This window comes from Ruegeria jejuensis, assembly GCF_041537905.1.
In the GTDB taxonomy this organism is placed as follows: Bacteria; Pseudomonadota; Alphaproteobacteria; order Rhodobacterales; family Rhodobacteraceae; genus Ruegeria_C.
In genome coordinates, this window is record NZ_JBGRUO010000032.1 from 1 (window position 1) to 15,489 (window position 15,489).

A 15,489-nucleotide genomic window follows, 5' to 3' on the forward strand; every position below is an offset into this window, starting at 1 on the left:
CCCATCGCGCCGTTTGGCGGGCATGGCCTCTCCGGCCACGGCAGAGAAGGCGGAATACAAGCCGCGCTGGATTACACCAAGGTCAAATCCGTCTGGCTGCGAACCAGCGACGACCCGATCCCAGACCCCTTCATCATGCGGTGAGGCTCGGAGGCGCTAAGTCGTGCTTAACTGCGCATCCGGATGAAATCGGGATCATAGGGCGAGGGCGCGATGACCTCTGCCTTGATCATATCGCCACAGAGGTCCAGCTCCATCTGCACGCTCTCGGCGGCAAATGCGGGATCGATAAAGGCATAAGCCAGGTTCATCCCGACCCGATGACCCCAGTCGCCGGAGGTCACCGTGCCGACAACCCGGTCACCCTGCATAAGGGACGCTCCGGCATGGGCGGGGGCATGGTTGGCATCAATGCGCAGGGTGACGAGCCGTTTGCGCGGTCCATCGATCCGGCGCTGCAACAAGGCGGTTTGGCCGACAAAGTCGATTTCCTTGTCCGGTCGGACGAACCGATCCAGCGCCGTTTCAAACGGGTCGAACTCGGTCAGCAGGTCGGCCTTCCAGTGCAGGAACCCTTTTTCCATTCGCATCGACTCCACCGCACGCGCGCCGAAGAGTTTCAGCCCATAAGCTTCGCCAGCGTGCCGCAGCGCTAGGTATGCGGCATAAAGCGAGGCGTTCGGGACATGGATTTCATAGGCAAGTTCCCCCGAAAAGCTGATGCCCATCACAACAGCCGGGGCAATCCCGACAAAACATTCGCGCGCGCTGAGCCAGGGGAAGGCCGCCGCCGACCAGTCACCGCGCGCACAGGAGGATAAGACCGCGCGCGCGTTGGGACCGGCAAGCACCAGAATGGTGTGATCGTTGGTCAGGCTGCGCAGATGAACATCGTCGTCCTCCGCGATATGGGCGCTGAGCCAGTCCATATCGTGATACTCCGCCGCCGCCGCTGAGCCGAACCAGACCCGTTCGGGGCCACGGTCGCTGGCGGGCAGGTTGGCGATGGTGGCCTCGCTTTTGATCGTGCCGTGATGGTTCAGCAGATAGCCCAGCCCGACCCGGCCCGCGCGTTTGGTCGCCGCCCCGCAAATCATCCGGTCGAGGAAGCGATGACGATCCGCACCGGTGATCTCGACCCGAGTGAAACCGTTGACCTCGCAAAGGCCGACATTGTCTTGAACGTTCTTCACCTCTGCCGCGACAAGGTCGAAGGCCTCGTCAAAATTGAAGCTGAGCGTGGGGTGAAACTCGGCGCTTGGCTTGATGTAGTCGACCCGCTCCCAGCCGTTAACAACGGTGAATTCCGCCCCTTCCGCCGCCAACACCGGGGTCAGGGGTGTGGTCTTGGCAGGTCTGCCTGCGGGGCGGTGTTCGTGGGGGAAATGAAAGCGGAACTCGTTCTGATAATCCTCGATGGCTTTGAGCGCGGTCAGTTCCACATTGGCGTGGCCCGTGAAACGGCGCGGGTCCAGAACCCAGGTGTCATAGCACGCTTCACCATGCACAATCTGCTGGGCCAGCAGCCAACCGTGCCCTCCGCCTTCGCCCAGTCCCGCACGCAACCCGATGATGCAGAAGGCGTTGCGCTTGCCCGGGATCGGGCCAACCAGAGGCGCGCCATCTATTGTGTAGGTGATTGGGCCGTTCACAACGGTGTGGATGCCCACCTCTGTCAGGGCGGGCATGCGCTCAAACGCGCCCTCCAGTACGTCGGTGATGCGGTCCAGATCATCCGGGCAGAGCGCATTGACGAAATTCGGGTCGATCCCGTCCATGCCCCAGGTCTTGCAATCCTGTTCGTAGAATCCGACCAGCAGCCCGTTCTTTTCCTGACGGCAGTAGTAATCCGAGATCGGGCAGCGGATCAGCGGCATGCGGTGACCGGCCTGTTTGATGGCGGGGATCTCTTCGGTCAGGAAGTACTGATGTTCCATCGAGGCCACGGGATGATGTACCCCCATCATCGCGCCGACCTCGTTGACCCGGTAGCCGCAGGCGTTGACGACAATATCGCAATCGATGTCACCCTGATCGGTATGTACGGTCCAGGTGTCATCCCTGTGCTGCGTCAGCGCCGTCACCGGCGTGTTGCGATAGACCTCGGCTCCGGCCTTGCGGGCCCGTCTCGCCAGCGCCTGACACAGCTGCGCCGGGTCGATATCGCCATCGAGCGGGTCCCAAAGACCGCCGAGCAGGTTGTCCGTCGAGATCAGCGGATGCCGTCGCGCACATTCTGCGGCATCGATCACCTCAAACTCCACGCCCATGCCGCGCGCCATTGAGGCGAAATGCCGATAGCCCTGCATCTGCGCGTCTGTATTGGCCAGGCGCAGGCCGCCATCGCCATGGTGGTAGTTGATCGGATAGTCCGGATCGTCTGCCAATTCCTTGTAAAGATTGATCGAATGGGTCTTCAGACCAACCATCGTCTGGGTCATGCCGAAATTCGTGACCTGAGCGGCAGAATGCCAGGTCGTGCCGCTGGTCAACTCGTTGCGCTCGACCAGCACAACATCGCTCCAGCCCTCTTGCGTCAGATGATAGAGCGTCGAACAGCCCGCGATGCCACCACCGATAACCACAACTCTTGTCCGGGATTTCATAAGTCCGCCTCCGAGGTTTGAGCCGACTCCGAAAGAGAAACGCGGCACTGGGCAACAAGATGTTCATAAATTCGATAAATCGGGAAATATATTCTGTATATTTCGAAATTAAGTTCCGGTGCATTGCTATAGCCCCGGAACTGCGGTTTTTGAGGACCAGCGCAGTCAGAGGATGCCGGAGATTAGTGGAACGCGGCAAAAGAAGCGGACGGAATGCGAGGCTGGCGCAGCGCGCAGCCAAGCCGCAGTTTGATCCCTGTCCACCGGGGCAGATCGGTGGTGCCTATCAGCCGCTGACGACCGATGAGCTTCAGCGCATCTTCGACACCGCTTTGAGCCTGCTTGACCGGCTGGGGATGGGAGAGGTCCCGCATCGCCTGCGTGATGATCTGCTGGCAGCGGGCGCAAGGGAGGGTGGCAATGATCGGGTGGTCTTTCCCCCCGATCTGGTCGGCAAGGCCATAGACAATGCCGCAAAGACCTTTGTGCTGCATGGGCGCGATGAAAGCCGGTCGATCGAAGTTGGCGGAAACCGCGTGTTTTTCGGCACTGGTGGGGCTGCCGTGCAGACGCTGGACATGGAAAGCGGCCTCTACCGCCCCTCCACGCTCAGGGATCTGCATGATTTCACGCGGTTGCAGGACACCCTGGCCAATGTCAGCTGGTTCACCCGCTGTTGTGTGGCCACCGATGTGCCTGACCCCTTCGATCTGGACGTCAACACCGCCTATGCGCTGATCAGGGGAACCACCAAGCCCACGGCCACCGCCTTTACGCTGGCCGACCACGTGGCGCCGATTGTCGAGATGCTGGACATTGCCGCAGGTGGGTTCGGCGCGTTTTCCAGGCGGCCTTTCATGAAGGCCCATATCAGCCCCGTGATTTCCCCGATGCGCTTTGGCGAGGATGCGGTCGATGTGGTCTATGAGTGTATCCGGTACAACATTCCCATCTCCTGCATCACCGCCGCCCAGGCTGGCGCCACGGCCCCTGCAACGCTCGCGGGGTTTCTGGCACAATCCCTGGCCGAAACGCTGGCCAGCCTGGTGATGGTGCATGCCATCCAACCGGGCTTTCCGATGGTGTTCTCGAACTGGCCCCTGGTCGTCGACTTGCGGACCGGCGCGTTTTCCGGCGGCAGCGGAGAGACCGCCGTGTTGAACGCGGCATCCGCCCAGATTTCCAACTGGCTGGGGCTGCCCTCGGGCGTGGCCTGTTCGATGACCGATGCCAAGGCGATCGATGCACAATACGGGATGGAAAAAGGCCTCACCTCGCTTGCGGCGGCGCTGGCAGGGGGGAACCTGATCTATGAGAGCTCGGGCATGACGGCCTCGCTGCTGGGCGCGAGTTTCGAGGCCTTTGTTCTGGATGACGAGATGCATTCCCACACCTATCGCGCCCTGCGCGGGATCGAAGTGACCGAGGAAAATCTGGGCTTTGAGGCCATCTGCGATGCGGTGCTGGGGGACGGGCATTTCCTTGGCAGTCAGCACACCTTTCAAGCGATGGAGCAGGATTATTTCTATCCCACACTCGCCGACCGCGCCGCGCCGCGCAGTTGGGCTGAGGGCGGCGCGCACGACGCCTGGTCCCGAGCAAAGGCACGGGCAAAAGACATTCTGCAAACCCACACTCCGGCCTATCTGAGCGATGAGCAGGACGCAGCCATTCGGGCGCGGTTCAGGATTTTGTGATGCCATGGTCGTCAGCTTCGCAGCACGAAATCATCCTTGAGCCAGGGCGCGATCCCGATAAGCGGGCGGATTGCGTCTTCCTCGATCAGTGACCGGGCTTTTGCGTCAATCAGGTCGACGACCGAGCGGGAACAATCCGGTGTCGTGACCAGGGCCAGTTCCCGCGCGAAGCTTTTGCCGGGGAAGGCATGCATGCTCAGCCGGGATTGAAACCGTTTGGCGCGTGCGAACAACAGCGGCGTCGTTATGGTCCAGCCGGCCTCTGCTGCGACCATGGCCATCAGGGTCTGGTTGTTGCTGCATTCAAAGGAATGCGACGCGTTGATACCGATCCGGCGCAGATGCGCCTCGATCTGGCGCGCGATGATCAGGTTGCTGGAAAACCTCAAGAACGGCAGTTTGGTGCGCCCTTCGACGATATCTCTTAGCGACCCGTCTGCCCTGCGCGGCAGCACCACAACAAACGGATCCCGCAGCAGCGGGCGCTCCAGCAAATCGGCATAGCGCTCGGACGGGCTGGCAGTGATCCCGAGGTCAAGCTGCCGGTTGCGGAGCATCTCGATCAGGGTGTGGCTGGTGTCGGTGTGATAGTGGAAATCGCAACGTGGCATCGACCGCGACAGGTACACAGCAAGTTCGGGCACAATGTCACTGTCCAGATCTTCGATGGTGCCGATCCGCAGAGAGCTTGCCTCGGTCACCCCACCCGCCGAGGCCTCGGCCTTTGCCCGGCGAATGGTCCGGAGCGCGTCATCGATATTGCGCAGAAACACCTTGCCCTTAGGGGTCAGCACCATCGGCTTGCGATTGTGGTTGAAGAGCTCGACGCCAAGATGCTCTTCAAGGCTGCGCAGGTGATGCGAAATGGTGCTGACGGCCAATCCGCTCTCATCCGCCGCGTCCTGCAGCGATCCTTTCCGGGCGCAAATCTGAAACAGTTCCAGCCCTTTGAGGCTCAGATCCTTTCGAGTCGAATTTGGACGCATCAGAGTGTTCCGGTCAGTTGAGCGAGAGGGGGGCGGGTTCATCCGGTATCGTCAACGATCAGTGTCTTTTCTGCCTGGGATTTGTGACGAGTAGTAATAGGCGATCGCCTGAGCGCGGTTCTTGACCGACAATTTTTCATAGATGTTGGACAGGTGGAATTTCACCGTATTGGTCGAGATTTGCAGCGCTTTCGACAGGTCACGATTGGACATGCCCTTGGACAGAAAATCCAGTATCGCGCGCTCCTTGCGCGACAGGCTGTAGATCGGGTCCTGCTGCATCTGGCGCACATCGACAAAGGGAAAGACCATTTTTCCGGCAGCAACATCGGCGCAGGTATCCAGCAGCCCCTCGACGGGTCCCGAGCGGGGTGCAAATCCTGCCGCCCCGGCCTGCATGGCCAGCCTTGGCGTGTCACCGGTCGCCTCACCATAGACGACCAGACGGGGCGCTGCTTCATGCTCGCGCAGCACTTCGATCAGTTTTGCTGCCCCCAGCACCGGCAGATTCCAGTCAACCACACCAAGCTGAACCGGCACCCGCATGACGGTCCCCAAAAAGCCCTCGGCAGTGGAAGATGTCGCCACGAGAGAGAAACGCGGGTCCTTTTCGAAGATTTCGGACATGGCTGACAGGACGAGCGTGTTGTTGTCGGCGAGCATGATGTCGATGGGGGTGTTGGGTGCGCCAAGCATTTGGAATCTCTTTGTTTATTGGCATAACCTACCCATAAGGATGGGGCATTTGCTGGTATACTTTGGGATACTTACCTTTTTGGGTAGGATTTTACCTATCCATTTAGATGCCCGAAAGCAGTAGTAACTGACGTTGCGTCACGGGGCAAGCCTGGGCTTTGCTGGGGCTCGGAACGTGAACCGGGGCTGATGCCCCTGCCAAAACCGAGAGGCATCCGATGACAGTCCAGATTTTTCCCAGCCTCGACATCCCCGAGACGCTTGCGGCCGGGCCTGGACCCGGCAATACCGATCCGCGCGTGCTGCGGGCCTTCAGCGGCGCCGGTGTGGCTGATCACATGCAGCCCGATGTGCTGCGCGGGATGATCGAGTGCAAGCATATGCTGCGCGCGGTCTGGGGCACCGACAACACCTATACCTTTGCAGTGGCGGGCACCGGCTGGAGCGGTTTGGACGCGATGTTCTCGGCGGTGATGCCGGGGGACCGGGTGGTGGCATTTGCCAATGGCACGTTTTCCGGCATCGACGCGCTGACGCTGCGGATCAAGGCGGCCACCCCGGCCGAGCATGCAGCGGATCCGCTGGACCCGCAGGCCGCCAGTGTGACGGTGATCGAGGTGGCGCATGGCCAGCCGGTGACCGGTGCTATGGTCGAGGCGGCGCTTGCCGAACACAAACCGAAATGGGCCTTCATGGCCCATTGGGAGACTGGTTCGGGCCGGGTCAATGATCTGCGCGGTTTCTCGGATGCCTGCGCGCGTCACGGGGTGATGGGGCTGGTGGATGCGGTGTCCTCGCTGGGTGTCGATGATTTCTCGATCGATGATTATCCGGGCGTCGCGGGCTGGGCCTCCTGTCCCCAAAAAGGCCTGTGCTGCCTGCCACTGACATATGCGCCGGTCAGCTTCAGTGATGACTATATAGCGGCGCTACAGGCCGGCGGCACCTATAGCTATGTGCACAATCCGATCTTCGAGGCCCGCCATTGGGGCATCATCGAGGGTCAGGATGTGGAAAAGGGCAGCTATCACAGGACACATTCGGGCTATGCCGTGGCCGCCTTTCACGAAGCGTTACGCCTGACCTTGCAGGAAGGGATGGCCAAGCGGGCCGCCGCCTATCGCACCCATGAGACGGTTCTGCGCGATGCGGTCACCGCGATGGGCTGCACCGTCACCTCGGACATGCCCAGCCTCGTGGTGCTGACCTTGCCGCCTGATCTGGCGGGCCGCGAGATGGAGCTGGTGCAGGCCTGCCGGGCCGCAGGCTTTGGCATCTGGCCGACGCTCAGCGCGCCGGTTCAGGTGCGGATCGGCATTCTCAATCAACTGAACCGCCAGGCCATCAGTGAGATCGTGCGCCTGTTTGCCGAGGCGCTGGCCGGGTTGGGCGGCGCGGTGGATCGCGACGCAATCGAAGCGCTGCTCGAAAGCCGCTACGGCACGTCGATCGCGGCGTGAACGGGAGGGATACAGATGGACATTCATGAATATCAGGCCAAGGAAATCCTGTCGAACTTTGGCGTCGCCGTGCCAACCGGCGCGCTGGCTTACAGCCCCGAACAGGCCGCCTATCGCGCCCGCGAACTGGGTGGCGACAAGTGGATCGTCAAGGCGCAGGTCCATGCTGGGGGCCGGGGCAAGGCGGGCGGCGTCAAGCTCTGCAATTCCGAGGGCGAGATCTATGAGGCTTGCGATGCGCTCTTCGGGCGCAAGCTGGTCACCCATCAGACCGGCCCCGAGGGCAAGGGCATCTACCGGGTCTATGTGGAATCCGCGGTGCCAATCGATCGCGAGATCTATCTGGGCTTCGTGCTGGACCGCACCAGCCAGCGGGTGATGATCGTGGCCTCCTCCGAAGGCGGCATGGAGATCGAGGATATCTCGGCGCAAAAACCCGAGAGCATCGTGCGCTCGACGGTGGAACCCGCCGTGGGCCTGCAGGAATTCCAGGCCCGCGAGATCGCCTTCCAGCTGGGGCTGGAGCCGGGGCTGGTCCAGCAGATGGTGCGCACGCTGCAGGGCTGTTACGCCGCCTTCAGCAAGCTTGATGCCACCATGGTCGAGATCAACCCGCTGGTGATCACCGGCGATAAAAGGGTGCTGGCGCTGGATGCAAAGATGAGCTTTGACGACAACGCGCTGTTCCGCCACCCGCAGGTCAGCGAGCTGCGCGACAAGTCCCAGGAAGACCCGCGCGAGGCCCGCGCCGCTGATCGCGGCCTGTCTTATGTCGGTCTTGACGGCCATATCGGCTGTATCGTGAATGGCGCCGGTCTGGCCATGGCCACGATGGACACGATCAAGCTGGCGGGCGGCGAGCCGGCGAACTTCCTCGATATCGGCGGCGGCGCCTCGCCCGAGCGGGTCGCCAAGGCGTTCCGGCTGGTGCTGTCGGATGACAATGTGCAGGCGATTCTGGTCAATATCTTCGCCGGTATCAACCGCTGCGACTGGGTCGCCGAAGGCGTGGTGCAGGCGCTGCGCGAGCTGCAGATCGACATCCCGGTGGTGGTGCGACTTGCGGGCACCAATGTCGAGGAGGGCCAGAAGATCCTGGCCAAATCCGGCCTGCCCATTATCCGCGCCACCTCGCTGATGGAGGCCGCCGAGCGCGCTGTGCGCGCCTGGCAGAACGATCTGACCCAGAACACCAAGATGAGGGCCGTCTGATGAGCATTCTTCTCGACCGTGACACCAAGGTCATCGTACAGGGCATCACCGGGCGGATGGCCCGGTTCCACACCAAGGACATGCTGAATTACGGCACCAATGTCGTGGGTGGCGTAGTTCCCGGCAAGGGCGGCGAGACCGTCGAAGGCCTGCTGGTCTTTGACACCGTCAAACAGGCGGTCGCGGCCACCGGTGCCGAGGCCAGCCTGGTCTTTGTCCCGCCTCCCTTTGCAGCGGATTCGATAATGGAGGCGGCAGATAGCGGCATCCGCTACTGCGTCTGCATCACCGATGGCATCCCGGCGCAGGACATGATCCGTGTGAAACGCTACATGTATCGCTACCCGCGCGACCGCCGCATGGTGCTGACCGGCCCGAATTGTGCTGGTACGATCAGCCCCGGCAAGGCGCTTTTGGGGATCATGCCCGGCCATATCTACCTGCAGGGGCCTGTTGGAATCATCGGGCGCTCGGGCACGCTGGGCTACGAGGCCGCAGCCCAACTGAAAGAGCGTGGCATCGGAGTCTCGACCAGTGTCGGCATCGGCGGCGATCCCATCAACGGCTCGTCCTTCCGCGATATCCTGGAACGGTTCGAACAGGATGACGAGACCAGCGTGATTGCCATGATCGGCGAAATCGGTGGCCCGCAGGAGGCCGAGGCAGCCGCCTTCATCCGCGATCACGTGAGCAAGCCGGTGGTGGCCTATGTGGCCGGTCTGACCGCCCCCAAGGGCCGCACCATGGGCCATGCGGGCGCGATCATCTCGGCCTTTGGCGAAAGCGCCTCGGAAAAGGTCGAAATCCTCTCGGCCGCCGGGGTCACCGTGGCCGAACACCCCGCCGCGATCGGCGAGACGATAGCTCATGTCATGGAAAGGGCCGCGTGATGGTCAAACCTTCCGTTCTTGTCACCCGCCGCTGGCCCGCCGCCGTCGAAGCACAGCTAATGGACCGCTATGACGCGGTCCTGAACCGGGGCGACACACCGATGACCCCTGCCGAGATCCGCGAAGCACTGAAAACCTATGATGCGGTGCTGCCGACCGTGACCGACCAACTCAGCGCCGAGGCGCTGGACGTGCCTGCTGCAAAGACAAAGATCATCGCCAATTACGGCGTCGGCTATAGCCATATCTGCGAACCCGCCGCGCGCAGCCTGGGCGTCACGGTCACCAACACGCCCGACGTGCTGTCGGAATGCACCGCCGATCTTGCGATGACGCTCCTGCTGATGGTCGCACGACGCGCCGGGGAGGGCGAACGCGAGGTCCGTTCCGGCAACTGGACCGGTTGGCGCCCGACCCATCTGGTCGGTACAAAGGTCAGCGGCAAGACACTGGGCATCGTTGGCTTTGGCCGGATCGGTCACGAGATGGCGCGGCGCGCCCATCATGGCTTTGGCATGAAGATTCTGGTGCAGAACCGCAGCCGGCTGGACCCGGCGGTGCTGGCCCGCTTCGGTGCCGAGCAGGTGGATGATCTCGACGCGCTGCTGCCGCGCTGCGACTTTGTCTCGCTGCACTGCCCCGGCGGCGCGGCGAACCGGCACCTGATTAATGGTCGCAGGCTCGAACTGATGAAGCCCGGCGCCTACCTGATCAACACCGCCCGCGGCGAGGTGATCGACGAGTTCGCCCTGATCCAGGCGCTGAGCTACGACCTGATCGGCGGTGCCGCGCTGGACGTCTTCGACGGCGAACCCAGGATCAGCCCTGACCTCATGCAGTGCGACAACCTCGTCATGCTCCCCCACCTCGGAAGCGCAACAAAAGAAGCCCGGGAAGCAATGGGAGAAAGAGTCCTTAACAACCTCAACGACTTCTTCAACGGACGCGATCCAATCGACAGAGTCATATGATGCAAGCGCTGGCCAGAGATATTGACCCCGAACAGGGGCCTATGGATTACGCGGAGGGGCTGCGATCCGAGTTGCGTGTGCTTTGGCGTAACATCTTGCTGAAGCGCGCGCCACATGTGGTTGCCTGGGCCGAGGCTTGCCCGCTCGCCTCGATTCCCTCAGGTCCTGCTGCGACACCGTATCTGCAGGCCTTGTCGATCTGGTTTCAGCTGTTGCGCATCATCGATGAAAACGCAGCGGTGCGGACCCGTCGACTAACCGAGACCAAGGATGGGGTCGATGCGGTGGAAGGCGGATTTGCCGAGGCGTTGTCGGACCTGTCCCTGAGTCCAAAGCAAACCCGGGAACTGACCCGTGAGCTTTTGGCCGGACCCACATTGACGGCGCATCCAACAGAAGCAAAGCGCGTCACCGTACTGGAGATCCACCGGCGCATTTACCGCAATCTGGTCAGCCTGGAAACCCAACGCTGGACTCCGACCGAGCGGTCCGAGCTGTTGGGCGCTCTGGAAAGTGAGATTGACCTTTTGTGGCTGACAGGGGAATTGCGCCTGTCCCGCCCCAGCCTGCATGATGAGATCGAATGGGGCTTGCAGCTCTTCCGCGATGCGATCTTTGGCGCCGTGCCTCAGGTGATGGACCGGTTCGATCAGGCCTGTCTGCACGTTCTGCGCCAGACCCTGAATGTGACTCCCAACATTCGTTTCCATAGCTGGATCGGTGGCGACCGGGATGGCAACCCCAACGTCACCACCGAGATGACCTCGCTCGCTCTGAAGCGCGGGCGCGAGACGGCTATTGATCTTTACCTCCAGGCGATCGAACAGGCCGCCAGCAGGTTGAGCATCAATGCCTTGATCCTGCCGCTGCCCGAGCCCCATGCCACGCGGTTGAAGACGATCATCGCCCGAGCGCCAATGAGCGAGCGCAACCCCAATGAACCCTTCCGCCGGGCACTCAGCGCCATTGCTCATCGATTGGCCGAGGATCATTACGGTCACATCTCGCAATTCGTGAGGGATCTTGACGCGCTTGACTCGGCGCTCTGTGCGATCAATGCCGAACTGCTGGCGCGACAGCATGTCCGCCCACTGCGCCGGGCCGCATCCGTGTTCGGGTTCCGTACAGCGACGCTGGACATTCGACAGAACTCGACTGTGACGACAAGTGTGTTGGCAGAACTCTGGGCGTTGTCCGGGCCGGTCCCCGATTTCGGCTCGCCTGAATGGTCCAGACGTCTGCGCACAGAGCTGGCAGATCAGAACCTGAAATGCCCTGCCAAGGACCAGTTGAGTGATCAGGCAAAGGAACTACTGGCGCTGCTCGCGCTGATGCATTCCGTGTGCAACGGGCCTGATCCCAAGGCAATGGGCCCTTTCATCCTGTCAATGACCCGGTCGGCGGATGACATTCTGGGGGTTTACCTGCTCGCGCGCTATGCGGGCTTTGGTGCAGAGACGCTGGATATCTCGGTGGTGCCGCTGTTTGAGACCATCGCCGACCTGCGCAATGCGCCTGCGATTTTGCAGGAGGTCCTGAAGGTCCCCCTTGCCCGGCGCAGCCTTAAGACCGGGGGCAACCTGATCGAGATCATGCTGGGCTATTCCGATAGCGGCAAGGATGGCGGGTATTTCTGCTCGACCTGGGAGCTGGACCGTGCGCAGCGCCGAATTGTCTCAGCATTGGCATCGCAAGGTTTTAGCGCTGCATTTTTTCACGGCCGCGGCGGCTCGGTCAGCCGGGGCGGTGCCCCCACCGGCCGCGCCATCGCCGCGCAGCCCGGTGGAACGATCTCGGGTCAGTTGCGCCTGACCGAACAGGGCGAGGTCGTCTCGGCCAAATATGCCAATCGGGGCACGGCGGCGGCGCATCTGGAACTGCTGCTGTCCAGCACCCTGCGCCACACAGCCGACCAGAACGAAACCCGGGCCCGTCCAGAGTTTGATGACGCGCTGGACGCGCTATCCGAACTGTCCCAAACAACCTATGTGTCCCTGCTCGAAATGCCCGGGTTTCTGACCTACTTCCAAGACGCAAGCCCGGTCGAGGAACTGGCCCGCCTGAAAATCGGCTCCCGCCCGGCCCGTCGATTTGGCGCGGCCAGTCTGGACGATCTGCGCGCCATTCCATGGGTGTTCGCCTGGTCTCAAAACCGCCATCTTATCGCCGGGTGGTACGGATTCGGCGCGGCGATGAGCAGTTTCCGCCGTTTTCGGGGCGCGCGGGGCGATGAGGTGCTTCAAGATCTCTTCCGGCAGTCCCGGCTGTTCCGACTTGCCGTCGATGAGATGGAAAAATCACTGTATCAAACCGACATGGCAGTGGCCTCGCAATATGCCGAACTGGTCCGCGACCCCGAGACCCGCCAGCGCATCTTCGGGGCGATTACAGCCGAATACGCCAGTGCCTGCGACGCGGTGAAGTTTCTGACCGGCGGGCGGGCGATCGGAGATCGGTTCCCCCGACTGTGCGAGCGCTTTGAACGCAAACGGGCCGAATTGGGCCGCATTCACACGCTTCAGGTGGATCTGTTGCGCCAATCTCGTGACAAGACCCGAACCGGTGCTGCTGCCGTGCCGCTCCTTCAATCCATGAATGCCATCTCTGCCGGGTTGGGCTGGACTGGTTGAACCTCGTGAGGATTATTGACATGAACGCCCCCCATCGTAGTGACGGTTTTTTCACCCAATCCCTTGCCGACCGCGATCCTGAGCTGTTTGGCTCGATCACGTCCGAGCTGGGGCGCCAGCGCGATGAGATCGAGCTGATCGCGTCCGAGAACATTGTCAGCGCCGCCGTGATGGAGGCGCAGGGCTCGGTGATGACCAACAAATATGCCGAAGGCTATCCGGGGCGGCGCTATTATGGCGGCTGCCAGTTTGTCGATATCGCCGAGAACCTCGCCATCGACCGCGCCAAGCAGCTCTTTGGCTGTGGCTTTGCCAATGTGCAGCCCAATTCCGGCAGCCAGGCCAACCAGGGCGTGTTCCAGGCGCTGATCAAGCCCGGCGACACCATCCTGGGCATGAGCCTGGATGCCGGTGGCCACCTGACCCACGGCGCGCGCCCGAACCAGTCGGGCAAGTGGTTCAACGCCGTGCAATACGGCGTGCGCCAGCAGGACAACATGCTGGACTATGATCAGGTCGAGGCGCTGGCGAAAGAACACCAGCCCAAGCTGATCATCGCAGGTGGTTCGGCCATCCCGCGCCAGATCGACTTTGCCCGCATGCGCGAGATCGCCGACATGGTCGGCGCCTATCTGCACGTGGACATGGCGCATTTCGCCGGTCTGGTGGCCGCAGGCGAACATCCCAGCCCCTTCCCGCATGCGCATGTGGCGACCACCACCACCCACAAGACCCTGCGCGGTCCGCGTGGGGGCATGATCCTGACCAATGATGAAGATATCGCTAAGAAAGTGAATTCAGCGATCTTTCCCGGCATTCAGGGCGGCCCGCTGATGCATGTGATCGCCGCCAAGGCGGTCGCCTTTGGCGAGGCGCTGCGGCCCGAGTTCAAGGGCTATATCAAACAGGTCGTGACCAACGCGCAGGCGCTTAGCGATCAACTGATCAAGGGTGGTCTGGACACCGTCACCCACGGCACCGACACCCATGTGGTGCTGGTCTATCTGCGCCCCAAAGGGGTCAAGGGCAACGCCACCGAGAAGGCTCTGGGCCGGGCGCATATCACATGCAACAAGAATGGCGTGCCGTTTGACCCGGAAAAGCCGACGATCACCTCCGGCATTCGCCTCGGCAGCCCCGCCGGCACCACCCGCGGCTTTGGCGAGGCCGAGTTCCGCCAGATCGCCGACTGGATCATCGAGGTGGTCGACGGCCTCGCTGCCAATGGCGAGGACGGCAACGGCGAGGTCGAGGCCAAGGTCAAAGCCCAGGTCGCCGACCTCTGCGCAAAATTCCCAATCTATCCGAACCTGTAAGACGAAGGACCACCAAACCATGAGCTTTCATCCCATCGAACAAGCCCCCCCACGTCTCAATCGCAGCGAGTTGGCTGTGCCCGGAAGCCAGCCGGCCATGTTTGAAAAGGCCGCGCAGTCGGATGTTGATGTCATCTTCCTGGACCTCGAAGACGCAGTGGCGCCAGACGAGAAAGAACAGGCGCGCAGGAACATCATTCAGGCGCTTAACGAGATCGACTGGGGCGACAAAACTATGTCGGTGCGCATTAACGGGTTGGACACTCATTACATGTATCGCGACGTGGTCAATGTGGTTGAACAGGCAGGCGAGCGGCTGGACCTGATCATGATCCCCAAAGTGGGCACCGCTGCGGATGTTTACGCGGTTGATATGCTGGTGACCCAGATCGAAGACGCCAAGGGTCTGAAAAAGCGGATCGGGTTCGAACATATCATCGAAACCGCGTTGGGGATGCAGAATGTGCATGAGATCGCGCAGGCCTCCAAGCGCAACGAAAGCCTGCATTTCGGGGTGGCGGACTATGCCGCTTCGACCCGGGCGCGGACCACGATCATCGGCGGGGTAAACCCGGATTATTCGGTCCTGACCGATGCCGCCGCCGATGGCGGGCGTGACACCCATTGGGGCGATATGTGGCACTATGCGCTGGCGCGCATGGTGGTCGCGGCCCGTGCCAACGGGTTACGCCCCATTGATGGTCCCTTCGGCGACTTCCAGGATCCCGACGGGTATCGCGCCGCTGCCAAACGGGCGGCGGTGCTGGGCTGCGAAGGCAAATGGGCCATTCACCCCAGCCAGATCGCATTGGCCAACGAGGTCATGTCACCGAGCGAGGCTGAGGTCACCAAGGCGCAGCGTATCCTGGTTGCGATGGCGGATGCCGAAACCGCGGGCAAGGGCGCGGTGTCGCTGGATGGGCGCCTGATCGATTACGCCTCGATCCGGCAGGCCGAGGTTATGGTGGAAAAAGCCCGCCAGATTGCCGCCGCCTGATCGGCTCGCTGATCGCATTTACCGGCCC

The 15,489-nt window shown here is 61.9% G+C and carries 11 protein-coding genes; 8 read left to right on the forward strand and 3 right to left on the reverse strand.

Annotation, left to right across the window (positions count from 1 at the left end):
• Window positions 1-167: 167 nt before the first annotated feature.
• Window positions 168-2,606: a GcvT family protein gene (locus AB1E34_RS23960; RefSeq protein WP_372574822.1), complete on the reverse strand. Its 2,439-nt coding sequence runs from the start codon at window positions 2,604-2,606 to the stop codon at window positions 168-170.
• 185 nt (window positions 2,607-2,791) lie between these two features.
• Between AB1E34_RS23960 and AB1E34_RS23965 the strand changes: the two genes are divergently transcribed.
• Entirely contained in the window at window positions 2,792-4,303 is a 1,512-nt protein-coding gene (locus AB1E34_RS23965; protein WP_372574823.1) for a trimethylamine methyltransferase family protein, read from the forward strand.
• 11 nt (window positions 4,304-4,314) lie between these two features.
• On the opposite strand, the gene AB1E34_RS23970 is transcribed toward AB1E34_RS23965, so the two are convergent.
• Window positions 4,315-5,289: a LysR family transcriptional regulator gene (locus AB1E34_RS23970; RefSeq protein ID WP_372574824.1), complete on the reverse strand. Its 975-nt coding sequence runs from the start codon at window positions 5,287-5,289 to the stop codon at window positions 4,315-4,317.
• A 51-nt stretch (window positions 5,290-5,340) separates the two neighbouring features.
• Window positions 5,341-5,985 (reverse strand): response regulator transcription factor, encoded by a 645-nt coding sequence (locus AB1E34_RS23975; protein WP_372574825.1) that lies wholly within the window; start codon window positions 5,983-5,985, stop codon window positions 5,341-5,343.
• A gap of 218 nt (window positions 5,986-6,203) precedes the next feature.
• Here AB1E34_RS23975 and AB1E34_RS23980 point away from each other — a divergent pair, with 218 nt between their 5' ends.
• The 7 genes from AB1E34_RS23980 to AB1E34_RS24010 are packed head-to-tail and all read left to right on the forward strand — an operon-like array spanning window position 6,204 to window position 15,461.
• Entirely contained in the window at window positions 6,204-7,445 is a 1,242-nt protein-coding gene (locus tag AB1E34_RS23980) for a pyridoxal-phosphate-dependent aminotransferase family protein (RefSeq protein ID WP_372574826.1), read from the forward strand.
• A 15-nt stretch (window positions 7,446-7,460) separates the two neighbouring features.
• Window positions 7,461-8,657, forward strand: coding sequence for a malate--CoA ligase subunit beta (locus tag AB1E34_RS23985; RefSeq protein ID WP_372574827.1), 1,197 nt, complete (start codon window positions 7,461-7,463; stop codon window positions 8,655-8,657).
• Window positions 8,657-9,547, forward strand: a complete 891-nt coding sequence (sucD, locus tag AB1E34_RS23990) for a succinate--CoA ligase subunit alpha (protein WP_372574828.1) — start codon at window positions 8,657-8,659, stop codon at window positions 9,545-9,547. The genes AB1E34_RS23985 and sucD overlap by 1 nt, the downstream gene beginning before the upstream one ends.
• Complete coding sequence (locus tag AB1E34_RS23995) at window positions 9,547-10,518, forward strand: 2-hydroxyacid dehydrogenase (RefSeq protein ID WP_372574829.1); 972 nt, start codon at window positions 9,547-9,549, stop codon at window positions 10,516-10,518. Before sucD ends, AB1E34_RS23995 begins: the two co-directional genes overlap by 1 nt.
• A 41-nt stretch (window positions 10,519-10,559) precedes the next feature.
• The gene (locus AB1E34_RS24000) at window positions 10,560-13,148 is read left to right on the forward strand and encodes a phosphoenolpyruvate carboxylase (RefSeq protein WP_372574830.1); all 2,589 of its coding nucleotides are present in this window, start codon (window positions 10,560-10,562) and stop codon (window positions 13,146-13,148) included.
• A gap of 20 nt (window positions 13,149-13,168) precedes the next feature.
• Complete coding sequence (glyA, locus tag AB1E34_RS24005; protein ID WP_372574831.1) at window positions 13,169-14,464, forward strand: serine hydroxymethyltransferase; 1,296 nt, start codon at window positions 13,169-13,171, stop codon at window positions 14,462-14,464.
• Between the two features lie 19 nt (window positions 14,465-14,483).
• Window positions 14,484-15,461: an HpcH/HpaI aldolase/citrate lyase family protein gene (locus AB1E34_RS24010; RefSeq protein WP_372574832.1), complete on the forward strand. Its 978-nt coding sequence runs from the start codon at window positions 14,484-14,486 to the stop codon at window positions 15,459-15,461.
• The last annotated feature ends 28 nt before the right edge of the window (window positions 15,462-15,489 follow it).

What these genes read in the sequence shown, in the direction of transcription:
- AB1E34_RS23960 (WP_372574822.1), bottom strand. Translation starts at nt 2,606, where the DNA reads ATGAAATCCCGGACAAGAGTTGTGGTTATCGGTGGTGGCATCGCGGGC.
- AB1E34_RS24000 (WP_372574830.1), top strand. Translation starts at nt 10,560, where the DNA reads ATGGATTACGCGGAGGGGCTGCGATCCGAGTTGCGTGTGCTTTGGCGT.
- AB1E34_RS24010 (WP_372574832.1), top strand. Translation starts at nt 14,484, where the DNA reads ATGAGCTTTCATCCCATCGAACAAGCCCCCCCACGTCTCAATCGCAGC.
- AB1E34_RS23980 (WP_372574826.1), top strand. Translation starts at nt 6,204, where the DNA reads ATGACAGTCCAGATTTTTCCCAGCCTCGACATCCCCGAGACGCTTGCG.
- AB1E34_RS23985 (WP_372574827.1), top strand. Translation starts at nt 7,461, where the DNA reads ATGGACATTCATGAATATCAGGCCAAGGAAATCCTGTCGAACTTTGGC.
- AB1E34_RS23995 (WP_372574829.1), top strand. Translation starts at nt 9,547, where the DNA reads ATGGTCAAACCTTCCGTTCTTGTCACCCGCCGCTGGCCCGCCGCCGTC.
- sucD (WP_372574828.1), top strand. Translation starts at nt 8,657, where the DNA reads ATGAGCATTCTTCTCGACCGTGACACCAAGGTCATCGTACAGGGCATC.
- AB1E34_RS23970 (WP_372574824.1), bottom strand. Translation starts at nt 5,289, where the DNA reads ATGCGTCCAAATTCGACTCGAAAGGATCTGAGCCTCAAAGGGCTGGAA.
- AB1E34_RS23975 (WP_372574825.1), bottom strand. Translation starts at nt 5,985, where the DNA reads ATGCTTGGCGCACCCAACACCCCCATCGACATCATGCTCGCCGACAAC.
- glyA (WP_372574831.1), top strand. Translation starts at nt 13,169, where the DNA reads ATGAACGCCCCCCATCGTAGTGACGGTTTTTTCACCCAATCCCTTGCC.